The organism is Parabacteroides sp. PF5-9 (assembly GCF_029893105.1).
GTDB lineage: Bacteria > Bacteroidota > Bacteroidia > Bacteroidales > Tannerellaceae > JARXWG01.
Genome location: NZ_JARXWG010000004.1, coordinates 53,082 through 78,185, shown reverse-complemented (window position 1 = coordinate 78,185; position 25,104 = coordinate 53,082). Strand labels below are relative to the sequence as shown.

At 41.5% G+C, this 25,104-nt stretch carries 20 protein-coding genes and 1 riboswitch; of the genes, 6 read left to right on the top strand and 14 right to left on the bottom strand.

All coding sequences use genetic code 11. The annotated features are described in order from the left end of the window. Positions 1–55 precede the first annotated feature (55 nt). Positions 56–310, bottom strand: a riboswitch (cobalamin riboswitch). A gap of 203 nt (positions 311–513) precedes the next feature. After that, the gene (locus M2135_RS03555) at positions 514–1,254 is read left to right on the top strand and encodes a DUF5668 domain-containing protein (RefSeq protein ID WP_280747222.1); all 741 of its coding nucleotides are present in this window, start codon (positions 514–516) and stop codon (positions 1,252–1,254) included. Between the two features lie 2 nt (positions 1,255–1,256). Beyond that, positions 1,257–2,039 carry a LytTR family DNA-binding domain-containing protein gene (locus M2135_RS03550; protein ID WP_280747221.1) on the top strand — a complete coding sequence of 261 codons (783 nt, stop codon included), beginning with the start codon at positions 1,257–1,259 and terminating at the stop codon, positions 2,037–2,039. 15 nt (positions 2,040–2,054) lie between these two features. On the opposite strand, the gene M2135_RS03545 is transcribed toward M2135_RS03550, so the two are convergent. The 10 genes from M2135_RS03545 to M2135_RS03500 form a co-directional block, all read right to left on the bottom strand. Then, a complete protein-coding gene (locus M2135_RS03545) occupies positions 2,055–3,809 on the bottom strand; it encodes a DEAD/DEAH box helicase (protein ID WP_280747336.1) in 1,755 nt (584 codons plus the stop codon). A 118-nt stretch (positions 3,810–3,927) separates the two neighbouring features. Continuing rightward, entirely contained in the window at positions 3,928–4,986 is a 1,059-nt protein-coding gene (locus tag M2135_RS03540; RefSeq protein WP_280747220.1) for a tyrosine-protein phosphatase, read from the bottom strand. A gap of 82 nt (positions 4,987–5,068) precedes the next feature. Continuing rightward, positions 5,069–5,992 carry a carbohydrate kinase gene (locus M2135_RS03535; RefSeq protein ID WP_280747219.1) on the bottom strand — a complete coding sequence of 308 codons (924 nt, stop codon included), beginning with the start codon at positions 5,990–5,992 and terminating at the stop codon, positions 5,069–5,071. Positions 5,993–6,006: 14 nt separating this feature from the next. Further along, positions 6,007–6,618 (bottom strand): SIS domain-containing protein, encoded by a 612-nt coding sequence (locus M2135_RS03530; protein ID WP_280747218.1) that lies wholly within the window; start codon positions 6,616–6,618, stop codon positions 6,007–6,009. Between the two features lie 95 nt (positions 6,619–6,713). Continuing rightward, entirely contained in the window at positions 6,714–7,958 is a 1,245-nt protein-coding gene (locus M2135_RS03525; protein WP_280747217.1) for a DUF1015 domain-containing protein, read from the bottom strand. A 7-nt stretch (positions 7,959–7,965) separates the two neighbouring features. Then, positions 7,966–8,886 (bottom strand): NAD(P)-dependent oxidoreductase, encoded by a 921-nt coding sequence (locus tag M2135_RS03520; protein WP_280747335.1) that lies wholly within the window; start codon positions 8,884–8,886, stop codon positions 7,966–7,968. 84 nt (positions 8,887–8,970) lie between these two features. Then, positions 8,971–10,038 (bottom strand): 3-phosphoserine/phosphohydroxythreonine transaminase, encoded by a 1,068-nt coding sequence (serC, locus tag M2135_RS03515; RefSeq protein ID WP_280747216.1) that lies wholly within the window; start codon positions 10,036–10,038, stop codon positions 8,971–8,973. Positions 10,039–10,150: 112 nt separating this feature from the next. Further along, a complete protein-coding gene (locus M2135_RS03510; RefSeq protein ID WP_280747215.1) occupies positions 10,151–11,425 on the bottom strand; it encodes a replication-associated recombination protein A in 1,275 nt (424 codons plus the stop codon). A 196-nt stretch (positions 11,426–11,621) separates the two neighbouring features. Further along, on the bottom strand, positions 11,622–12,758 hold the full coding sequence (locus M2135_RS03505) for a DNA alkylation repair protein (protein WP_280747214.1): 1,137 nt from the start codon (positions 12,756–12,758) through the stop codon (positions 11,622–11,624). A gap of 33 nt (positions 12,759–12,791) precedes the next feature. Continuing rightward, positions 12,792–13,889, bottom strand: a complete 1,098-nt coding sequence (locus M2135_RS03500) for a DUF5009 domain-containing protein (RefSeq protein WP_280747213.1) — start codon at positions 13,887–13,889, stop codon at positions 12,792–12,794. Positions 13,890–14,637: 748 nt separating this feature from the next. Here M2135_RS03500 and M2135_RS03495 point away from each other — a divergent pair. Further along, positions 14,638–15,843: a glycoside hydrolase family 88 protein gene (locus tag M2135_RS03495; protein WP_280747212.1), complete on the top strand. Its 1,206-nt coding sequence runs from the start codon at positions 14,638–14,640 to the stop codon at positions 15,841–15,843. 18 nt (positions 15,844–15,861) lie between these two features. Further along, positions 15,862–16,779 carry a transporter gene (locus tag M2135_RS03490; protein ID WP_280747211.1) on the top strand — a complete coding sequence of 306 codons (918 nt, stop codon included), beginning with the start codon at positions 15,862–15,864 and terminating at the stop codon, positions 16,777–16,779. A gap of 65 nt (positions 16,780–16,844) precedes the next feature. Here M2135_RS03490 and M2135_RS03485 read toward each other — a convergent pair whose 3' ends face one another. The 4 genes from M2135_RS03485 to M2135_RS03470 form a co-directional block, all read right to left on the bottom strand. Continuing rightward, entirely contained in the window at positions 16,845–18,488 is a 1,644-nt protein-coding gene (locus tag M2135_RS03485) for a M56 family metallopeptidase (RefSeq protein WP_280747210.1), read from the bottom strand. An 18-nt stretch (positions 18,489–18,506) separates the two neighbouring features. Then, the gene (locus M2135_RS03480; protein ID WP_280747209.1) at positions 18,507–18,869 is read right to left on the bottom strand and encodes a BlaI/MecI/CopY family transcriptional regulator; all 363 of its coding nucleotides are present in this window, start codon (positions 18,867–18,869) and stop codon (positions 18,507–18,509) included. A gap of 87 nt (positions 18,870–18,956) precedes the next feature. After that, on the bottom strand, positions 18,957–19,484 hold the full coding sequence (locus M2135_RS03475; protein WP_280747207.1) for a hypothetical protein: 528 nt from the start codon (positions 19,482–19,484) through the stop codon (positions 18,957–18,959). A gap of 5 nt (positions 19,485–19,489) precedes the next feature. Next, positions 19,490–21,331, bottom strand: coding sequence for a thiol protease/hemagglutinin PrtT (locus M2135_RS03470; protein ID WP_280747206.1), 1,842 nt, complete (start codon positions 21,329–21,331; stop codon positions 19,490–19,492). Positions 21,332–22,090: 759 nt separating this feature from the next. On the opposite strand from M2135_RS03470, the gene M2135_RS03465 reads away from it, so the two are divergent. After that, positions 22,091–23,782 carry a hypothetical protein gene (locus M2135_RS03465; protein ID WP_280747205.1) on the top strand — a complete coding sequence of 564 codons (1,692 nt, stop codon included), beginning with the start codon at positions 22,091–22,093 and terminating at the stop codon, positions 23,780–23,782. 348 nt (positions 23,783–24,130) lie between these two features. Next, complete coding sequence (locus M2135_RS03460) at positions 24,131–25,027, top strand: PepSY-like domain-containing protein (RefSeq protein ID WP_280747204.1); 897 nt, start codon at positions 24,131–24,133, stop codon at positions 25,025–25,027. The last annotated feature ends 77 nt before the right edge of the window (positions 25,028–25,104 follow it).

Here is a 25,104-nt window from a genome sequence, read left to right as displayed (position 1 = left end):
ATCAAAATCGCTTTTTATTATAATTAAGTGAACTATATTTCTAACCCACGAGAAAAACAGCCTTAGATTGAATGGCAGGTCTTCTGACTGACTCCAATCCTGAATGCCTTCCCGGGAGATTTAATTGTCAATTATCAATTGTCAATTGTCCATTGCAAATTGCTTTTCGCAATTTGCCCAGTGGCCAAGGTGTTTTTCAGGATATTAACAGAGCTTCACAGCAGCGGGACTGTCCGGGATTTTCACCCGATTCCCTTTTAATTTATATCCGCGACAGCAGGATATTAAAACCAATTCGGCCGCAAATGTAAGACTTTTAATTTGAGTAACCTCAAATCTCTCTTTATTGTTTCTTTTTTTTGCCTATTTGTCGACAATTGCCTCAGGATAATCTCTGTTTTTAACGGGAATAATCGGGTATTGGTCGGGAATGTTATGAAATCAAGCGGTTTTGGGTTGGCAGTATACGAGGGATGCACGTATATTTGTAGTAAAAATTTAATACAAATAATTATGGTATCTAATCGATTTGAACATCCGCATTGGCATCGTAAACTCAATATTGTTGTGACTGCCCTGGTTTTTATCGTTGTCGGCCTCTTGCTTATGGGACGCGAAATGGGTTTATTTGATCCGTTTATTGTGGGGGTTATTGTTTCATGGCAAATGTTGTTAGTGGTTCTTGGATCAGTGATGCTGATCAAACGCAATATCGTAGGTGGATTCATTCTAATAGGAGTCGGTTTTTATTTTCTTCTTCCCGAACTCTCTTTAGGTTTTGAATGGGCATATTCTTTCTGGCCTGTGATGCTGATTTTAGTAGGGATCGCTATTCTATTGAAATTAGTGCCCCGGAAAAGACATAAAAGCAACCACCATCATAGAGAAGAAAAGCAAGAGAATAATTATAAAACGGAGGATGGCTTTATTTTCTCTGATGTGAGTTTCGGAGGCACTAAACATATTGTGCTTGACCCGTTTTTTAAAGGGGCCGATATTGACGTTTCTTTTGGTTCCGTTTCGTTGGATTTACGCAGGACAAAGTTGGAAGGGGAGTTGACTTTCATCGATATCGATGCTTCGTTTGGCGGCATAGAGATTTTTATCCCTTCTACATGGAATCTGTTTATTGAAGCGGATACGACAATGAGTGGAATTGATGATAAACGTTTGGTAAGTCAAGAGATTGACTATACCCATAAATTAATTATTCGCGGTGATATTACGTTCAGTGGTATTGAAATTAAAAATTAATTATGTTGCCACATCCGTTTACTGAATCTTTCAACAAAAAACTGACAGGTATTTTACTGGTATTCGCTGTCATTGTGGTACAGTGGGGATTGTTTGTGTATTACACCGATATGCCTTCGCAGATAGCCCTGACAGATAGTGTAATCACCATTAGCCTATTAGCTACTGCCGGTTTTTTCATGTGGTACATGATTCATTTTGTGTCTGTCTGGCAGGCACATGTGTTAATCGCTATCCTGTCGCAGGTGATTTGTCTGGGAGTCAGTTTTACTGTTTTATTGTTTCTGGATATGGAGGATATGTCTATTTTCCGACAGAGCTTACCCTTGCGCTTATTAATCGGTATTTTGAGTTGGATCATTTTATTGCAATGGTATCAGCTGTTGCTGAAGAACGAAAAACTTGAAGTTGAAAAGACTGAAAGGATCATGGCACAAGAAGCTGAGCACAAGGCGGTATTGGATAAAATTTCAATCAAAGACGGTGCACGTATTCATATCATTCATTTGAATGAATTATGCTGTATTCAGGCAAGTGGGGATTACGTCACTTTTTTTACCCATTCGGGACAATATATTAAGGAGCAAACGATGAAATATTACGAGACACATCTTCCGGCAGAATCATTTGTTCGTATTCATCGTTCATCAATCGTGAACACCGAATATATTTTACGTGTTGAGTTATTCAGAAAAGACTCATACCATGTTAAATTAAAAAATGGTATGAGTCTCAAGGCAAGTAATTCAGGATATAAGCTATTGAAAGAACGTCTCTCTTTGTAAGCCTCTCCTTATATATTATCGTCTTTTTCGGCTATTTCTTTCAGAAGAAGAACGTCTCCAAGGTTTATCGCTGTTCCGTTTTTGTTTGTCGAATCGATTGTAGAAAGGCGCATCTCCTCCTTCATCTTTACGTTTTCCGCCGTAAGTCGAACGCCCCTCTTTCCGTTTGTTTCTGCCGTTTGAAGATCCCCCTTGAGCAGGTTCGACAGAGATTTTACGTCCTTCGAGTTCGAATCCATTCATCCGAGTCATCACCCGTTTACTCTCCTCGGACTCTACTTCAAAGAAAGAGAAGTTCTCATACAGATCTATCTTTCCAATACGGACTTTGCCTGGAACGCATTTATTGACCAGTTCGATTAGTTGATTGGGGAATAAGCCGTCACTCTTCCCGAAATTGATAAAGAAACGGGTAAATCCCGGTTCAGCTTCATTATTACGACGATTTGAACTTTTTCCGTTTTTCCGATCATCCCGCTCCATACGTGCCGAACGTTCATCAACAACTTCAATTTCATCCGCATCTTTGTAGTAATCGATTATACGGTTGAATTCCAGGGACACGACACGTTTAATGATATCTTCTTTATCAAGCCATTCGAGTTTTCTGAAAATAGAAGGCATGATGGAAGCAATTTCTTCTTCATCGACTTTCACTTTCTCAATCTGAGAGACCAGGCTGAATAATTGTTTCTCACAAATATCCTTGCCACTGGGCATTTCTCCTTTTTCAAAGGTTTTATTGATGATTCGTTCGATCTCCCGTATTTTCCCTTTTTCTTTGACATGACAGATGGAGATCGAGATACCGGTTTTTCCGGCACGGCCTGTACGTCCACTGCGATGTGTATAAGACTCGGTGTCATCAGGAAGTCCATAGTTGATCACATGGCTCAAATCATCCACATCAAGACCACGGGCAGCCACGTCGGTAGCAACCAATAATTGCAGGTTCTTAATCCGGAATTTCTGCATGACATAATCTCTTTGCGCCTGACTCAATTCACCATGCAATGAATCGGCATTATAGCCGTCCTGTATCAGCTTGTCGGCAATCTCCTGGGTCTCTTTACGGGTTCTGCAGAAAATAATTCCGTAGATATTGGGATAAAAGTCAGCAATACGTTTTAATGCCAGGTATTTATCCTGTGCCCTGACCATATAGTAGATATGCTTGATATTTTTATTCCCCTCGTTTTTCTTTCCGATCACAATCTCCTTAGGAGATTTCATGTATTTACGGGTAATATTGGCTATGCCTTGCGGCATCGTGGCGGAAAACAGTAACATATTTCTTGAAGCCGGCACTTCGGCAAGAATGGCGTTAATACTTTCCGTGAAACCCATATTCAGCATTTCATCCGCTTCATCAAGAATGACGTTTCTGATTTTACCAAGATCGACCGTCTTACGATTCATTAAGTCGAGTAAACGTCCGGGAGTAGCCACCACGACATGAACTCCCCGTTTCAAAGACTTTATCTGGCTATCAATACTTGAACCACCGTAGACAGGAAGTACTTTCAGATCATCGATATATTTGGAATAATCGTTGAGATCGTCTGCAATTTGCAGACACAACTCCCTGGTAGGACAAAGAATAAGAGCCTGTGGGTATTTTTTATCAACTTCTATTTTTTGTAGAATGGGGATGCCAAAAGCGGCGGTTTTACCTGTACCGGTCTGTGCCAGTGCTATTACATCGTTATCTTCACCCAGTAACAAAGGAATCACTTCTTCTTGTACGGGCATGGGTGATTCGTAACCCATTTCCTGAATTGCCTGTAATATGGAGGAGGCAACTCCTAACTCTTCAAATGTTTTCAAAAAATAAATTATAAATTATTGTAAGGGCACAAAGGTAGGTAAATAATCCTGTATTACGGTGTTAATTAAGTAATATCTCTTTCAGGGCTTCTCGCTTTTTATCTGTCAGTTGTAATTCTTCAGTTAAATAGTGATCCAATGAGCCATATTCCCGGTTAATACTTTGTATCGTAAAATTCATCAATGATTCGGTCGATGATAAGAGAATTGTCACTGTCTCCTGTGTTTCGGTCGACATATCCTGTATGGAATAAGGCAGTAACGAAACATCAATATAATCGTTCGATGCCACATAGTCGCGGATGATCGATTCTTCCGTCACACCTAATGCAGCCAACAACAAAGCGGCAACAATACCACTCTGATCTTTTCCCAATTGACAACTAAAGAGAATCGGATAATTCGATTGATCTTCAAATAATTCAAAGATCTGCCTAAAAGCAGTTATATTGGTATGGATATATCTGAGATATAAATCCTGCATATAGATAAGTGCATCCCTCTTACGCATACGTTCTTCGTAAATCCGTGGGATAATTTGTTCCAAATTATTCCCGACAATAGGAATTCGAATGACATTGGCTTCGGTATATTTTGTTGGTCCGTAAAGAGCGACTTCGTCGTCATCTCGAAGATCAATAATCGTTTTTATCCCAAGTTGTGTCAGTCGCATTTCATCCCATTGGGTCAAAGTGGTCAAATCACCAGATCGGTATATCTTTCCCCAGCGTATATTTTTTTGACGTTTATCAGCATACCCGCCGAGATCACGCAAGTTCTGCACTCTCTCCATTTCAATAAACCGGGAACCGACCACCTGATGGTATTTCTCATTCAGGGAAAGCTGGAAATATTTACGGGTAAAATTATCCTGAGTCACGTAACGTGCAATACCATCTTCTATACGGGCATAAACAACCGGGTTCGTATTTGGAAAAACATCCGGAGAGTCGGAGACATATATCTTCATCGAACCGGTCATCACAGGTTCTGTTTCCCACTTAATAATATAATTTCCTATATCATCACGCTCACAAAGCGCAAGAATATTCGGTTTATCATCCGAACAACCGGCAGACAGAATTGCACTGGAAATGAGAAAGAAAATATTTCTAAACATTGTATTTAATGATGAATACACAACAAACACAAAGATAAATAAATTCAATCATTCCAGGACGGTCAGTTAATGATATTTAATATTACTGAAGGTATTGTGACGCAAATTCCTTTGAAATGTAATTGTCATAACTCTGACAGACCTCAGACGCCAAATCGATCCCGCAGCGAATGATCTTATCCCATGTTTCCTCTATCATTGTCGTAAGTGCTGCATGTCCAATACCGTATTTCAGGAGTCCATAGAGAATACCCGCATTGAAATTATCTCCGGCTCCAATAGTACTTACCGGCTGAATCCGGTCGACATCAAAATGTTTATGCGTTTCTTTTGTAAAAAGGTTAACTCCTTCTGCTCCATGTGTTGCAATGAAGTTTGGACAGTAGTAGCGGATATGATCATTATAGACTTTAGTTATAGGCATATGGCCGAATAGATTGGAAAAATCCTCATCCGATCCTCTGACAATGTCGGCCAGTTCCAGGTTTTCCAATACAGTAGGCATCAGAGAGATCGCTTCATGCATATGTGCTTTGCGGAAATTCGGGTCATAGTAAAGGATCGCCTTGCGCTCTTTGGCATATTGCAATAGTTCAACTATACGCGGACGTAAAACCGGATTTAGTGCATAATAGGATCCGAAAATTAATAGATCATCTTCATTGATTTCAGGAAAGTCCATATCCAGCCGTTGAGAGGGATAATCTTTGTAGAAGGTATATTGCGCATTGTGCTCTTCATCCAGGAAAGCTAATGAGAGCGGACTTTTCCCAATAGGGAAGCAATTGACATACTCTGTTGTCAGATTGTTCTCTTCCATAAATGTGCGGATAATCTTTCCTACGCGGTCATCACCCAATTCGCTGATAAAAGCCAATGGAAGCCCCAAGCGGCTTAGTGAGACGAATCCGTTAAAGACAGAACCTCCCGGCACCGCTCTATGAGGTTGGTTCTCTTTAAAAATAATATCCAGAATGGTTTCACCTACACCGATGACTTTGCGCATACTGTTTTCTGCTACTATTCGTTTTTACTTTGTGCCCGGCTTTTTGAACCCAGATATCCCCCATGATGGCGGAGGGCGTAATCTTTGTTATTGAAACCTATTTTTTTCATTGTTCCGACAACCAGAATATCGCCGATCACTGTCATCGTTGTCGTAGAGGTAGTTGGGGTTAATCCTAACGGACAAACTTCTTCAGGTGCTCCGGTTTCAAGGCATACATTCGCCTCGGAGGCCAACGGACTACTTGGATTGGCTGTGATAACGATAAAATTCATTTCAGGAACTAACCCACGGGTAAGTTCGATCAATTCAATTAATTCACGGGTCTTACCTGAGTTAGATATCAGCAACATCACGTCCTTTGTTCTGACAATACCTAAGTCGCCATGTTGCGCTTCACTGGGATGCAGAAATACAGCCGGTGTGCCGGTAGAACTAAATGTGGTAGCAATATTCGTAGCTATTTGCCCGGCTTTTCCCATTCCGCTGGTAATCAACTTACCACCTTGTGTATGTACGGATTCAACGATCAGGGATATCGCTTTATCAAATTGGTCTGTTACAGGTATATTCCGGATAGCTACAGCTTCCTGTTCAAGAATACACGCAATTTCATCATGTGTCATACAACCTATTTTTTATTAGTTATCATATTTTCCTAATGGCATACAAAAATATTTATTTTAGCCATAGGCTGTATGTAATCTGCCGGTAAATATTCTCAATCCAGTTTATGAATGACTAATCCTGATCGTAATTTAGGTTCAAACCAAGTCGTTTTTGGAGGCATGATATTACCCGTATCGGCTATGTTCATCAACTGCTGCATCGTTACCGGATAAAGCGCTAATGCCACTTTCATCTCTCCATTGTCTACCCGTTTTTTCAGTTCACCTAATCCGCGGATTCCGCCCACAAAATCGATTCGTTTATCCGACCGGAGATCTTTAATACCTAACAACTCATCCAGAATCAAATTGGAAGATATAGTCACATCCAATACGCCTATAGGGTCATTATCATCGTATGTGCCCGGTTTTGCTGTCAGCGAATACCATTTTCCGGACAGATAAAGCGAAAAATTATGCAGTTCAGTCGGTTTATATATTTCCTGCCCCTTCTCTTCTACAATAAAGTTCTTGGATAGTCTATTCAAAAAATCTTCATCACTTAAACCGTTCAAGTCTTTAACAACCCTGTTGTAGTCTATAATCGTCAATTGGCCGGCTGGAAAACAGACAGCCATAAAGTAATTATACTCTTCATCCCCATTATGGTTGGGGTTCTGCTGCGCTTTTTCCGCACCAACAAGAGCGGCTGCAGCCGAGCGGTGGTGTCCGTCAGCAATATAAAGCGCCGGCATTTGTTCAAACAACTCCGTGATCCGTATCATATCTTTCTCCTCATCAATGATCCAGAAAGTATGTCCGAAGCTATCCAATTTTGCTACGAAATCATATTCCGGACGACGGGCGGTATATTTGGCGACAAGCTTCTCCAGTTCACTGTTGTCGGGGTAAGCAAAAAAGACCGGTTCGATATTCGCATTATTTATGCGCACATGTTTCATGCGGTCTTCTTCTTTATCGCGACGGGTCAGTTCATGTTTTTTGATTTTCCCGTTCATATAATCTTCCACACAGGCACAAACCACCAGACCATATTGTGTACGCCCTTCCATTGTCTGTGCATACACATAATAATGATCCTGCTGATCCTGTATTAACCAACCTTTCTCCTGGAATAAGTTGAAGTTCTCTGCCGCTTTCAGATAAACCGCCGGATCATGTTCGTCTGTTCCTTCCGGGAAATCTATTTCCGGTTTGATAATGCGGTACAACGATTTCTCGTTCCCTTTTGCTTCTTCACGCGCTTCTTCCGAATTTAGTACATCATAGGGACGTGAAGCGACTTCTTCAATCCATTGTTTTGGCGGACGTATTCCTTTGAAAGGTTTAATTCTCATGGTGATTTTATTTATTTACCTGAAAGGTGGTATTCCCGTTTTTAAGATAATCAACAATTTGTTCGGCTGCCGCAATTCCTGCGTTTATATTTGCTTCTGCTGTTTGAGCACCCATTTTTTTAGGAGTGGCGAAATAGCGATCCGGATATTTTTCATTCAACTCAAGATCATTTCCCGGTTTGATATCCGAGAGATACTTAAAGTCAGGACGTTCCTCAAACATTTGAACCAATCCGGCTTCATCCATCACCTCTTTTCGCGCCGTATTGATAACAACAGCTCCTTTCGGCATTGAGTTCATCAGATTGAAGTTAATCGACCCTTTCGTTTCCGGTGTTGCCGGGATATGTAATGACACAACCTGGGTCATTTTGAATAACTCTTCTGTGGAAGCAACAGCTTTCACACCATCCTTCTCGATCGCCTGGACAGGGGTAAACGCGTCATAGGCATACACATCCATACCAAATCCTTTTGCAATACGGGCAACATTTCTCCCCACATTACCATAGGCCAAGATGCCCAATTTCTTCCCTTTCAGTTCCGTTCCGGATGTACCGTTAAAGAGATTACGAACGCCATAAACCAACATTCCAAAAACCAATTCGGCAACGGCGTTAGAGTTTTGTCCAGGGGTATTCATAACAATTACATTGTGAGCCGTTGCCGCAGCCAGATCAACATTGTCGTAACCGGCACCAGCCCGAACAACGATCTTCAGTTTTTTAGCTGCATCAAACACTTCGTTATCGATGATATCACTTCGGATGATCATAGCATCAACATCGGCCACAGCCTCCAACAACTGTTTTTTCTCTGTATATTTTTCCAACAGAAATAATTCCATTCCGGCGTCTTCGACCACTTTTCGTATGCCGTTCACAGCAATGGGTGCAAACGGCTTATCTGTTGCGATTAAAATTTTCATTTTATCTATATTTACAGCAGTGAAGAAAACGGTTTTCTCCACTTGTTTGGGTTCTTGTGTATAAGGAATAATTCTCGCCATTTATTAATGTTGTTTTTCAAACGCTTTCATTGTTTGAACCAACGCTTCTACACTCGTTTTAGGCATCGCATTATAGATGGATGCACGGAAACCACCGACAGAACGGTGTCCTTTGATTCCGACCATTCCGGCTGCTGCCGCAAATTTGGCAAATTCCTCTTCCAGTTCTTGATACGCTTCATTCATCACAAAGCAGACATTCATGATGGAACGGTCTTCAGTAGCAGCTGTTCCTTTAAACAACTTGTTACGATCTATTTCATCGTACAGGATAGCTGCTTTTTCAAGATTATTCTGCTCCAACGCTTCCACTCCTCCCTGCATTTTATACCATTTCAATGTTTGCAACACAGAGAAAATTGGCAAAACAGGAGGTGTGTTAAACATCGACTCTTTCTTCACATGTGTACGATAATCAAGCATGGTAGGAATAGGACGATCGACCTGACCTAACGCCTCTTCGCGGACAATAACCACTGTCACACCTGCCGGCCCCAGATTCTTTTGTGCTCCGGCATAGATCAGATCGTATTTAGAGATATCAATCGGACGAGAGAAGATATCGGAAGACATATCGCAAACCAGACGGACTTTTAAATCCGGGTCATAGCGCATCTCTGTTCCATAGATGGTATTGTTGGATGTAAAATGGAAATAATCCGAATCCCCGGCGATTGAATACCCTTTGGGGATATAGGAATAATTGGCCTCTTTGGATGAGGCGACCACATCGATCTCACCAAAAAACTTCGCCTCCTTAATGGCGTTAGAAGCCCAGGTGCCGGTATCCAGATAAGACGCTTTCTTCTTCAATAAATTGAAAGGAGCCATACAAAATTGCATACTGGCGCCACCACCGAGAAAAAGAACGTCGTAGCCAGCAGGTATATCCAGCAACTCTTTGATTAATGCCCGTGCTTCATCCGATACAGCCACAAATTCTTTGCTTCGGTGAGAGACTTCCAGGATCGACAACCCTGTACCCGCAAAATCCTCGACTGCAATAGCCGTGTTTTTTATCGTATATTCACTCAATATAGAAGGACCTGCATAAAAATTGTGCTTCTTCATACCCATGTCTTTTTTAGAATATTATTATTGTTGAAATAGGCAGCAAATGTACATATTTATCCACCACCGACAATCTTTTTGAAAGAAAAATCAATCGATATAAATCATTTTATCATTCGTAGCGCTCTCCCCACAATCGCTTCATAGATTCAACCAACTTACTTTCAGCCGGGTTTTGCTGCCCTTTCCAAAACCGTTCATGAGCGATTTCCGGAGGTAAGAAATCTTGTTTGACAAAATTCCCTTCATAGCTATGTGCATATTTATATTCTTTTCCATAGTCCAGTTCTTTCATCAATTTGGTAGGTGCATTCCGTAAATGCAAGGGGACAGGCAGATTACCTGTATTTGAAACCGCAGCAATCGCTTCGTCTATAGCCAGATAGGCCGAGTTACTTTTCGGGCTTGTTGCCAGATAGACAGTTGTCTCGGCGAGAATAATACGTCCTTCGGGCCAACCGATTTTTTTGAGCGCTTCAAAACAGGCATTGGCCAATAACAGCGCATTCGGATTGGCCAACCCGATATCTTCGGCAGCAGAGATCAACAGGCGGCGGGCAATAAATTCCGGATCTTCGCCCCCTTCGACCATCCTGGCCAGCCAGTAGATGGCTGCATCCGGATCACTTCCGCGAATAGATTTGATAAAGGCTGAAATAATATCATAATGCATCTCACCCCCTTTATCATAAGCCGCAGGATTTTCCTGTAACCGTTCAACAACCTTCTCATCCGTAATCTCGATCTGGCTTCCTTCCTCGGCCGAGACGACCAGTTCAAGGATATTGAGTAGCTTCCGGGCATCCCCTCCCGAATAACGTAAAAGGGCGGTCGTCTCAGTCAGCTGAATAGCCTTCTCTTTTAAGACAATATCTTCCGTAATCGCTTTATGCAATAAAGTCAATAGGTCATTCTTATCCAACGACTTCAAGACATACACCTGACAGCGGGATAATAATGGCCGGATCACTTCGAAAGAAGGGTTCTCTGTTGTCGCTCCGATTAAAGTAACCACTCCCCTCTCCACGGCATTCAATAAAGAGTCTTGTTGAGATTTGCTGAAACGGTGAATCTCATCAATAAAAAGAATGGGAGAAACGGTATTGAAAAAACGGTTATTTTTCGACTTCTCGATAACCTCCCGTACATCTTTCACTCCCGAACTGATCGCACTGAGGGTATAAAAGGGAGCATCCAGTTTATTGGCGATAATCTGTGCCAATGTTGTTTTTCCAACGCCAGGAGGTCCCCATAAGATAAACGAAGGTATCCGTCCGCCTTCAATCATTCTACGCAATACCGCTCCTTCACCTACCAGATGTTTCTGTCCGATATAATCATCCAAGGTTTTCGGACGTAATCGTTCTGCTAAAGGTTGATTCATCATACAGACAAAAGTCGTTTTTTTTCTCTACTTAGCCAAAAAATGTACTAAGATTTCGTCGTTTGTTAAACAATTTCAACTTGTCGCGTGTTTAGTATCATGTAAGCGCCCTTATTCGAATTAGCCTGAACTTAAATGGAAAAATTGATTAGAATAAAAGCTGTCCGATTAGATTCGGACAGCTTTCTTCTTACCATAGTCATTCAACCAGTTTAAAAGCATATTTTTCAAATTCATTCCCGTTGATTATAACAGCAACCTGATGAAGTCCGGGATGAAGTTTTCGCGTTGTCACTACTTTAAAAGAGTGTTTTCGGATAATCTGTGTAGTCGAATTTGCTGTGTAATCTTTTTCACTGATTTTACAGACTTTTTTCGACAATGTACCATTCGCCTTTTGGTAATACAACCCGTATTCCAGTCGTATTTTCGCTTTTTTATCACTATTATTCAGTAGGCTAAAACGGAACTCCAACGAATGACCGACCTTCACTTCAGGTGTTAAAATCTGAAAATCTTCAATACGGACATCCTTTACAGCAGCCAAACCGAACAACGCCATCACTTCCGGATGACCTTGTTTTAAGAGTGTTCGGCAGCCATGCTTAATGATCCAATCGACTGCATCCGACTCTCCTTGCCATTTTTTCACCCAATCAATCACCACTTGGGGATTGTCTTTTGCAATATCATTCAGATTATTGGCAACACTCAGTCGCACAAATCGTGCCGGATCGTTTTTAAGATTTTCCAATATAGGAATGATCGGCGCAGGATTTTTTTTCAGATTCGGCAAAGCCATTGCCCAAGGAAGGCGTGGCCGACAACCTTCTGAAGCAAGTCGCCTGACTCCCCAATGCGCATGCTTCGACCAAGCCAACATTTGCGCCATCATTTTGTCCGGGTATTTGACGATAAATGCATGAGTCACAAATTCGCAGCTTGTAAACTGGGTGATGCGCTCTATCGCCTCAACAGAGGTCTCGTAATCGTCCAGTCCATACTGTTCGACATAATTATCCAAAATCCCCCCATACTCTAACAGTAAGCCGTACTTCGTATCATCTATTTTCGAACAATGCGGATATCTGGATTCTATACGATCCAGCAGTTCGAGTATTTTTGCGATTGCCTCTTTGTAATCTGCCGGCATAAACTTTTTCAGAACTGTTGCAATGTGTGCAGTACGCTGTTTGAGTTCTCTGTTTTCCCATTCTTCATCCATAACTTGAGCCACAAACGCGCGGGCGTCAAAGTCGGGGATAACGAGCATGAAGTCTTTCGTTAATATATCGAAAAACTGCTCATTGTACATATTCTTAAAAGGTTCTGCCATATATCTGATTTTTAGACCTGTATAAAAATAGTATCAGAGTTTGATATAAATCTGTTTCTTATAAAGGAAATAACCGGGTATCCAGTTCACAACAACAAAGAACACCGCCCAGACCAACGAACCGAGATAATTTCCAAACGCCGGTTGGAAAACAGAGTTATACATCAATCCGGAGAACCCGATCTTACTGAATAAAGTAGCCAACAACGAGGCCTGTACATACAAATAAAGTGGATTGATGCCGAACGATTCGAAAAACAAGGTCCATCTCTTTTTCCCGTTGATATCGATAATCCAGATCAGTAACGCTAAAAACAGGGAACCTAATCCGCAGGTTGTCAACACAAACGTACTGCTCCATATTTTTTTATTGATCGGACATCCGTAATGGAGTAACAAGCCTCCAAACAAAAGGATTGTACCCAAAATAAACAGGTTGCGAATGATCAGTTCATTGTTCTTTTTACTATCCATGATCATTTTTCCGACATAAAAACCAATCAACACATGCGCCACACTCCCTATCGTACTCAAAAAACCTTCCGGATCAAAAGCGATACGGGTGCCATCGGCCATGGTATCTTTATACATATGAGAAGCGCCGAATAAGGTACGGTCGACCCATGCGATGATGTTTTGCTCCGACAAGATAGTACTGTCGGTCAATCCCAATAAAGCCCAGTAGAAAACCAAAATTCCCGCGGCAATATGCAACAGATATTTGTGATTGACCGCAAGACCTATCAACGAACCGACACCATATGCCAGCGCCAGGCGTTGCATAACACCCAGAATCCTTAAGTTCTCCAACGATCCGTTATTGAGTAGGAGCCCGAAAAGATTCAGCCCCAGTCCGACGAGAAAAATCAATACCGTTCTTTTGACCACTTTAAAGACGCTCTCCCTGGAGAGTTTGAAGTCGTATTTGCGTAAGGAGAAAAACATCGATACGCCCATTATAAACATAAAGAAAGGAAAAACAAGGTCGGTCGGAGTTAATCCGTCCCATTGGGCATGTCGTAAAGGGGCGTACACCGTTCCCCACGAACCGGGGTTGTTGACCATAATCATTCCTGCAATCGTAATTCCCCGCATCACATCAAGCGAGAGTAATCTTCCGGATTGTGCCATGTTGTTTCTGTATTTTAGATCAAACGATAAATAATGGCTCAAACTTACATAAAAATGGTGATTTATCCGTGAGCCTCCCTAAAAGAATCAAGACAAACCAACATCAATAAGCAAGGTTACAATCTGTCAGTTTTTACACTTTGTCATTTGACCCCCTCCGAGATTCGTCTATTTGAAATAGGCCACAAGCACCGTTGAAAATACGGGCAGGATTTGGAGTTTATTTTTAAGAGATAGCTTGATTTTCATTTTATCTTGCCTATTTTTACGATCTGACAAAATTCTCCTTCTGGAGAGAAATTTCCGTTTTTTCGCCCGTTTTTTCACCCGTTTTCGACCCCTAAAAAAAATGATGCTGATGATTGACCCGAACCATTTAGATGTTCTTCCGAAGTCATCTGCACCATTTTTAAAATCTTCAGGGGAAATTGGAAAGATGAACAGGAATAAATCGGAATAAATAGTCGATGTTTGGCCTAAAATGATTCAAAACGGTGCCTGGTTGAGTAAAAAGAGACAAAGTACGAGTTAATAGAATAGGTGTTTTTTGTGATTTATGTCAGTAATCGTTTGTTTTTAATAACAAAATGATAATGCTGCGCTTTAAACAGTTGAGCTGGTAATCGCACATTGAAGTAAAGATAGAAAACATCTCTTTGTCGTTTGATACATTTATACTTAACTGATGAATAAAGAATAAAAAAAATATCCGTATGTTTGCGCAAACACAATTTATCCTTTAGATATCATGAAACTATCGACCACTTTTATCGTTGCTGTCACGTTAATAGTTACAGCTTGTTCCACCGGCGAAGAGAAGAAAGAACCACTATCAGACGTGATCGAACGCGGCCTGAGTGTCGCCACCCAGCAATCTGTACTCATGGCGAAAGAACTGGAAGGGGAAGAGGGACGTTTCCCGCGAACCATAAAACCTGACGGAACATTACAAACCAGCGATTACGGCTGGTGGTGCAGTGGATTTTTCCCCGGAGAATTATGGTATCTGTATGAAAACAGCTCGACTCCTGAACTGAAGAAATATGCAGAGATGTATACCGACCGGGTAGAACCGGCTAAAAACATGACCAATACGCATGACTTGGGTTTTATGCTCTATTGCAGTTATGGGAATGGCTACCGAATTACCCAAAATCCGCAGTATAAAGAAATTATGATTACAGGCGCTCATTCGTTGGCAACCCGCTATAATTCGACTGTATGTGCGATCAGATCCTGGGATTTCAATAAAGAGGTCTGGCAATACCCGGTGATTATTGATAATATGATGAATCTGGAATTTTTCACCGTCATGTCAAAGGAAACCGGCGATCAGCAATTTTATGAAATCGCAGATTCGCATGCTAAAAAAACGATGAATCATCATTTTCGTCCTGATTATAGCAGTTATCATGTTGTTTCCTACGATACAATCACGGGGGCTCCGCACGCGCAACATACACATCAGGGGTATAGCCATGAGTCGGCATGGGCTCGTGGACAAGCCTGGGGACTGTATGGCTATGTGGTGATGGCGCGTGAAACAGGCAAACCGGAATATTTCGAACAAGCACGTAATATCGCGCTCTTCCTGATGAATCATCCGCGTATGCCGGAAGACAAAGTACCTTACTGGGATTTTGATAGCCCGGACATTCCTAACACCTATCGTGATGCGTCTGCTGCTGCGATTATGGCTTCGGCTTTGATCGAATTGAGTCAGTTGATCACTGGTGATTTCGGTGCGCAATGCCTCGCTTTTGCCGAAGAGCAGATTCGCTCACTCTCTTCTCCGGATTATTTGGCCGAACCGGGCACAAATCGTTATTTCACGATTATGCATTGCACAGGCCATCTGCCGGGAAACAGTGAAGTGGATGTCCCTTTGACCTATGCCGATTATTATTATGTGGAAGCTTTAATGCGATTAAAACGACTAACAACTAAGAATTAAACATAACAATTGTAGATCATGAAAAAGACAACTTCTCTTATTTTAGGCCTTTTCCTGATGGCTACTACAACATTTGCGCAACGGACAAATGTGATCAGCTATCTGGAAATATATGATACGACCACCGGTAAACATGTTGTTATTAAAGAGTTCCCCTACCACATAGAGGCGCCTAACTGGACACCTGACGGGAAATGGCTCGTTTATAATAGTGGAGGAAAACTGTATAAAGTATCTCCCGATTCACCGGGAGAGCCTATAGAAATCAATACCGGATTTGCTACACGTTGCAACAACGACCATGTAATCAGTTCGGATGGTAAACATATTGCCATCAGCCATGGAACAAAAGAGGATGGTAAATCCCGCATCTATACGTTCCCTTTTGAAGGGGGAACTCCCACTTTGGTGACGCCTTTGGCTCCCAGTTATCTACACGGCTGGAGTCCGGATAAAAAACAACTGGCCTATTGTGCACAACGAGACGGAAATTTCGATGTCTATGTCATTCCGGCTGAAGGCGGAGAAGAGGTTCGTCTGACTACTGCCGAAGGATTAGACGATGGTCCGGAATATTCGCCTTGCGGAAAATATATCTGGTTTAATTCTGTTCGTAGCGGACTGATGCAGGCCTGGCGGATGAAAGCAGATGGCTCCGAACAGACACAGATGACACATGATGAAACGCTGAACTCATGGTTTCCACATATTTCACCGGACGGCAAACAGGTCGTTTATATCTCCTACAATAAAGACGATGTGAAACCAGGTGACCATCCGGCAAATAAAAATGTAAAACTTCGGTTAATGCCGGCTGAAGGCGGTGCTTCTAAAACGATCGTTGAACTTTTTGGTGGACAAGGCACGATCAACGTGAATTCCTGGGCGCCCGATAGTAAACGGTTTGCATATATCAGCTATAAAATGAAAGAATAGTATTCATAACTGTTCAGGTAGAAGTGAAAAGAGAGCCGGTTAGTCTATTGTACTAACCGGCTTTTTTATTGTAAACGAAACATAATCGGTACCGTATATTTGACAGACACCGCTTTCCCTCTTTGTCTGCCGGGTTCCCACTCGGGCATCAGACTTAACACTCTTAAGGCTTCTTGATCGAGCTCCGCATCAACACTCCGGACGATCTCAAAATCCTTGATTTTACCACTCTTATGAACAATGAAAGAGCAAACAACTCTTCCCTGAATGCCATGCTCCTGAGCGAATCGCGGATATTTAATCGATCTGGAGATGAACCTCAGTAATTCTTGATCACCTCCGGGAAATTGCGGCATCGATTCTACAACGGTAAATACTTGATCGGTATCCGCTTCGGTTTCTTTCTTTTCAGGCAATCTGAAATTGATCGGTACGGTGTATTTGACAGCCACAGCTTCGCCTTTATGCACTCCCGGTTCCCACACAGGCATACTTTGAACCACCCGAAGTGCTTCCGCATCCAAGGTAGGAGATACGCTACGAACTATTTCAGTGTTGTGAATCGTTCCATCTTTAGCGACAATAAAAGAACAGACGGCTATACCCGAGATACGCTCCCGGATAGCCTCTTCCGGATAACGGATATGCTGGCTGATGTAATCCAACAATTTCTGGTCACCTCCCGGAAATCGGGGCATCTGATCGACAACGGTAAAGTATTCCATCGAGATTGTGTTGTTATCATCTACTCCTGATTGGGAGATATCGGAAACTGCCGGATCGTCAGTTATTGCCGTCACATTCCGGCTCAGATTTTTCGTAATACGAGCTACCGCTTCCATATTGCTCAACAACATTAACATGCCGGCAAGTGGGATAAACACCAGGTATTTTGTTCGCGACAAACCGTGTGTCCGCTTCTTATTCATCATCAAAATCCGGTTTTTCAGATGCAGCATATTGAAACGATTGTACAGACCGCCACTTTGCGGTTGATGCGCCAGTCCGAGCAAATGATACTGATAGCTTTTGCTGTCGTAACCCGATTCGAGCACTTTGTTGTCGGCCAGATACTCCAGATTATGACGAACTTCCCGTTTCAATAGCCAAACAAAAGGGTTATACCAGCAAAAAATGCTGACCAGTTCACAAAGGACAACGTCGACAGAGTGCCACTGCGATACATGGGTATATTCATGGATAAGTATCTCTTCGGTCTCTTTCTCCGAATGGCTTTGCGGATGTATAAAGATCAATCGGAAAAACGAAAATGGCCCTGCCGGTTTTGGCAATAAACGAATCGGTATCTGTTGAATATATCCCTGTTGGCTTTTATAGGCCAGTCTGATAATACAACTCAACTGAAAGAAGAATCGAACCAACAGAATAATAACAACAATAAAGAAGAGACTCACCGATAATATCCGGAAGACTGAAAACCAACTTATTCCGACCATTCCCTCTGCACGTACATCCACCTCGGGCAACATCATCGTATACAACTGAATCGCCTCCGCTATAGGCTCCTGTTCGCTGACCCACTCCTGTATATTAAGGAGCGGATAGAGAAAAGCGATCACAAAAAACGATAACAAGATAAAACGGCGTAGTTTGAAAAAGGTGTCTTTGTAAAAAAACAACCGATAGAAGGCATAAAAGAGTACAAAGGCTGTATTCACCTTCAAAAAGTAGGCAAACTCCGGATTCATAATGATGTAGATGTTAGGTTACTCTTTTCCTTTCTCAATCATAGCGATGATCTCTTTCAGCTCATCGGCAGAGATCTTTTGATCCTTGGCAAAGAAAGATACCATTTCTTTATAAGAGTCGGCAAAGTAGTTGCTCACTACCCCACTCATAAACGTCCGTTTATATTCCCCTTTCTCTATCAGTGGAGTATATTCATACGTATTGCCATACCTTTTCAGTTTGACATATTTCTTGCGTTCCAGATTTTTTACGACTGATGCGATTGTCGTATACGGAGGCTTGGGATCATCATACTGCGCGAGAATGTCTTTGATAAAACATGGAGCGACATCCCAGATGATACGCATAACCTCTTCTTCCTGTATTGTTAGTTTTTCCATGATACTGTTCTATGATGACAGATACAAATCTACGAATAGATCGTAAATAAACAAGAAGCAAGAGGTTAATTAGTCTTAAAAATAGTATTATTTCAGCAAATCCTGTTTCTCTTTATAAGCGCCGCTTTTGATGAGTTCGTTCAGTTCTTCAACCGTATGGGTAAATGTATTCTTTAACCCGCAATGATACAACGCGGTAAGCGGATTGCGGTCGATGATCTGATTCATCATCACTTCAACAGAGGGAGGAACCGACATGGCTGCATATTCTTCATAGGTATATGAAAGGAAAGCCACGTTTTTACCAATCCCCCGGTTGTCGAGCCAAAATCCGTCAGCTAATGGAGTCGGGTACTTGCACTGTCCACCCGGACACAAATCGGTTGGTGCCGGATAAGAGACAATCAGACTCTTATCCGGATTCATGATAACCGGCACATTCCGGCTGTAATCTTGCTTGGTTTTATAGATCAAGACAGGGGGTAAATCGCGTATGCTGACATGATTGCCTCTGAATTCATCCACAGGTTCTCCTTTGGCCTGATTTTGCTTGCTGGAAGAGCACGCCATCCCCAAAACAGCTAAAAACAGATATAAACAAATACGGTTAATCATATGCTTTATTTCTTGACAATTTTAAACTGACGGTTACCGGTCGATGTCTGTACGGAAACAATATAGATCCCCGGTTTAAGATCCATCACCTGAACGGTTGTATAATCATCGGTCTGATTGAATTTCAGATCTTTTGCCAGTTGTCCGGAAATGCTGTAAATCATAACACGCTGTAATCGTGCTCCGTTTTCTGTGCGTATCTGGAATTCAGACTCAACAATCGTCGGCGACAAGAAAACATCAGGAGCCAGTGCCAATTCAGGGGTATCATTAGCTGTCAGACTTACATTGACTGGAAGCTGATTCACACTTCCCTGTGGCCCACGGATAGGCGTCCACGAACGACCGTCCTGACTATAACAAAACAAAATAACATCTCCTTTTACCGCCTCCGACTTGATCGTTATAGAAAGTCCTTCACTCAAATGAACAGCCTGGCCACCGGGGAGTGCGCTTTTAAAATAGGATAATAGTTCTTTCCCACTTCCGTCTTCACCGATAAGTAATGCGCCAAAATAACCTTCAAAATCACGAAGTGAATATTCGTATATCGCAGAGAAATGAAGGGTAAAAGGGGTGTTTCGTTTAATGATATCGACATCGGTAAAAAGCCCACAGACGTCAATTCCTCTTCTTTCGGTATAAATGATTTCATAATTTTCAGTAGAACCTTCTTGGGGTTTCTGTAATCCGATAATCGCATCTTGATTGAAAGAATAACCGGCTCCTTCTTTATTTCCTCCGATACCTTGCCAGTTTGGCTCCAGACTGGATAATAAATAGTAACCATTGGAATAACCACTCCAACCCCAGTTTACATGATAATAAAAACTCTGATTATACCCATCCAATACAAATTGATGCCCCGCATCTTTGGCTGTCAATCCACCATACAGAATCGGACGCTTTTCGTCCAATTCTTTCTGCAACAGGTAATGCCATTGACCATCCGAATAAATATCTTTAGTGGTGAGATAAGCGCCTTTGTCGTATCCGAAATTTTGAATAAACGCATTTAAGGCCTCATGGGTATATGCACCGCTCTCTTCGTTGGTATAATCCATATGGACTGCTGCCCCACTGTGGTAGACCAATGTAGCTACAGCATCTCCCTGCGCTTTGGTCCACGACCGGTTGCCTTCATCGTAGGTATCCAACATATTACTCCAATCATACGTTGTATCGAAATCTGCAGAAACACGAAGCTTTTTTGTTTCAGTCGTATAACTATTACTTCCGCTACCTTGCAATGGCCATTGGTGATACTTCATAATAATCGCCATAGCGGTCGCTACACATCCGGAAACGGATCGTTTATTGCCATCCATCGGACACAGATTATTATACGGGCCGCTCTGGTCCCAATTGGCTGTAGGGAGAAGAACACTTTGTGCAGCAAGCGAACCTTTCCCGTTCGACAACTCTTCCCATTTTTGCTTGATCTCGTCCGACGCTTCATGTCCCTCTTCAATCATCCAGCTGATCTCGTTTTCATACAATTCCAACCATGATTTCAGATTATCAGGTATATTTTCAGTCATAAATGCCCCGTTATCGGAATAACCCAATATCGGTGTAATATTATCTTCACCGGAAATAATCACAAACCCATTATTGTCTGATACATTATATATATAATACAAAGGCTGACTTCCCGCTTTTAAATGGCCGGATGATTTTGCGTCTGCCGCATAAACCAACTTTAGTTGTGGCGTACTGCGCAAAGCAGAGTATCCGGACACAAAATTTGTAGCAAGACGTAATGCCGTACTTTGTTCAACTTGTTTGGCCGATGTATAGACAACAGACAGAAACAAAAGGGTAAAGAGGGTAAAAATTCTTTTCATATGAATTGTTGTTTGATATGCTTTGATTCAGACTAAATTTATTTGAAAACAAAGATAACTTTTCATTTCTATTACTTGACCTAAAAAACGAATAATTCACATGTAATGACTAAATTACCCCATTTGTAGGGGAGAGCGGAGGTGGGCAATTTGGACTATCCTGTCTGCCCCTTCATTCGGTTTTCGAAATGTTTATATGCCTTTTTCCACATCATCTTATGGAAATAAAAGCATGATCTTGACTGTTTTTCTATAGCGTGCTGTCTACTTTTTTGTTACACGTAGGTCTGTTTTTTGTTAGAGGTACGTCTAAAACAATTTAGAGGTACGTCTAAATCCGTTTAGAGGTACGTGTAAAATAATTTAGAGGTACCTCTAACAAAAAAGTGTTTCGGAGTCTCAAATAAACCGACAGCGACGCGACGGTTTTTGCTTGGGTTCGTTTACTGTATAATACTGCAAAAGGGAAAGTCCTTATGTTGTCCTCTTTATTTTTTTTAGAACTAATACAGCCTATAACTGGGTCATTTCATCGCTGAATATATAGAGCTATTCCAGAGTTGTAGCGGTTTTGAACCAAAGAAGATCAGATGTAACATTATTTCTTTAATAAGTATTAATTGAAAACATTTTATGGCTTCTTTGCTCCTCATAACAAAAAAATGGTTTAGATTTGCATATTGAGGAGTAAGCATGAAAAAATCAGCCAAAAAATCAGTGAATATATAACATAGTAACACTTTAAACTTATAACAAATTATGAACAAAAAGTTATTATTGCCGTTTTTTGTGATGGCAGCGATTTTAACCCTTTCTTCTTGTTCGAACAAGTTGAAACCATTATCCGAACAGTACATCAAAGCTGAACCGCAGCCGTTGGAGGCCATCGGTGGACAGGTGCCAGTGACAATCAATGCCACTTTCCCTGCAAAATGGTTCAACAAGAAAGCTGTAGTAACTGTAACTCCGGTATTGCGTTATGCAGGCGGAGAGGCTTGGGGTACATCCTACACTTACCAAGGCGAGAAAGTATCGGGCAACAACCAAGTTATTCCTCAAGCAGCCGGTGCGAATGTAACTATGAGATCTTCTTTTGCGTACAAACCTGAGATGAAAAAATCGGAACTTTATCTGACCTTTGACGCAAAGATTAAAAACAAAACAGTCAAATTACCTGAGATAAAAATCGGTGAAGGAGTTATTGCTACCTCTGCTTTAGCAGATGCCGGTACAGCAAATGCGGCTATTGGTGCGGATAAATTCCAACGTATCATCCGTGAAGCACATGATGCAAATATCATGTTCTTGATCCAACAGGCTGAACTTCGTTCAAACGAGTTGAGAAAACAAGAAATTTCGGACTGGAAAAATTTGGTTAAAAATGCAGATGAAGCACCGAACCAAAATGTAGCCATAGAAATTTCAGCTTATGCATCTCCTGATGGTGGTGTGAAACTGAACACAGGTTTAGCTGAAAGACGTGAAAAAAATACCTCTACTTATCTGGGAAGAGAATTGAAAAAAGAGAAAGTAGACGTGCCGGTTGATGCCCGTTATACTGCTCAGGACTGGGATGGTTTCCGTGAATTGGTTTCTAAATCCAGCATTCAGGATAAAGATCTTGTTTTACGTGTTCTTTCTATGTATAACGATCCAGAACAACGTGAGCAGGAAATCAAAAATATCTCTTCTGTATTTAGCACATTAGCAGATGAAATTCTGCCTCAGCTTCGTCGTTCTCGTTTGACTGCAAACATCGAAATCATTGGTAAGTCTGACGACGAAATCAGTGCATTGGCAAAAAGCAATCCAAGCGCATTGAATGTAGAAGAACTTCTTTATGCTGCTACATTGACCAATAATGCCTCTGAAAAAGAACAGATCTATACAAAAGCCAGCCAGCAATTTGCAAATGACTATCGCTCATGGAACAACATCGGTATGATGCGTTTCCGTGCAGGTGACCTGGCAAAAGCAGAAGAGATGTTCAACAAAGCAAATTCAGTAAAATCTAATCCGGAAGCAAACATGAACTTAGGATTGATCGCTTTGACGAAAGGGGATAAATCAAAAGCTGAACAACTGTTGGGAAGCGCATCCGGCGTAGCTGAATTAAGCGAAGCGTTAGGTGTTCTTTATCTGGAACAAGGTGAATACGCAAAAGCTGTTAATTCTTTTGGTTCAATCAAGAGCAACAATGCTGCATTGGCTCAGATTATGGCTAAAGATTACAGCAAAGCGCAACAAACATTAGATGGTGTTGCTAAAGCTGATGCAGTGACTGACTACCTGAAAGCAGTTGTTGCAGCTCGTACAAACAACTCAGGTGGCGTAATCAGCAACTTGAGATCAGCGATATCAAAAGACAGCTCATTGAAAAAAGAAGCTGCTCTTGATCTTGAATTTGCAAAATATGTTGCAAATGCAGATTTCACAAGCTTACTGAGATAAGCAATTAAAAGAAATATAAAGAAGGACTGTCTGACAAGGCAGTCCTTTTTTTATGCCTAACAACCTCCTTTTTCAGTTTCCTAACAGATAATCTTCTCCCCCCTTCCCTCCCTTCCCATTACTTGAAAATTGTAATCACAACTTGTAAAAGTTAGGATTTACAACTTGAATGAGTTGTAGATTCTATTCATTTTCAGGCCGTTTTTGGTAGATTTCGACAAATTACGATTTGTAACCTATTTTTCCTTTTCCAGAATTTCTCACCTCCCGTCCCCCCCCTATATTTGCATCGTGTTAAGGCACGAATGAGTAAAACAACAACCACTAATTTTTCAAATTTATTACATCATGGCAACTAAGGTATTTTTTAAATTATTCGTTTTAGCTATCGTTACATTATTTATTACAAGCTGTTCTTCTGACGAACATTTCGAAAGCTTACCACTAACCAACCAGACAGCTTCTTCCACTCCATCGGCAATGACTCCTAACGAGAACGTATTAAGAGCGATGGATATTCAGTTCCCAAACGCTAAAAGCGTTAAATGGACTATCGAAAACGGCTATTACACAGCCAGCTTCTCTGAAAACTCCTCTGTTGTAAAAGCATGGTTCAGCCAGAAAGGAAACTGGGAAGCTACACAGACGGCTGTTGCTTACCAGGCATTGAGCCAATCGGTAAAAAGAACATTGGCCACAAGCGCATATGCGGATTACAGCCTATTGAGCGCCAACATCCTGGAAAGAACAAACACTGCAGACATCTATATGGTTAAAATAAGCAACAACACAGAAGTGTTGAACGTATACCTCTCTTTATCGGGCGATCTGATCCGTACAAAAAACAGTACAGCCACTGAATCGGAAGCTCCGGTTGTTATCCCTTCGGAAGTTAACCGTACCATTAACGGGATGTTCAATGATTTCCAGGTATTGGATTACTGGGATGATTCTTTGAGTGCAAAGGTGGGTGTGATCGACAGCAACAATGTGTTCAAACTGGTTGCACTGGATCAGAATTACAACTGGATCTCTACATTCTGGGTCGTTGACGAGGAAGTAGTACCAGTTCAAGTGATGAATAAATTCAAAGCCTCTTCTTATGGCCATGCAGCGGTTAGCGACATCCGCGTGATGGATAACGGTGAAGAGGTCTCTTACCTGTTTTATTTCAGCCAGAACGACAAAAACAAAATTGCAACAGTCAAAGAAAATGGGGATTGTATTTCAATTCTGACGTATTAATGACTAATCCACAATATCTATATATATAAACAAAAAGAAAAAGTGTTGTTTTAAGATGTAAATCTTATTGAAAAAAA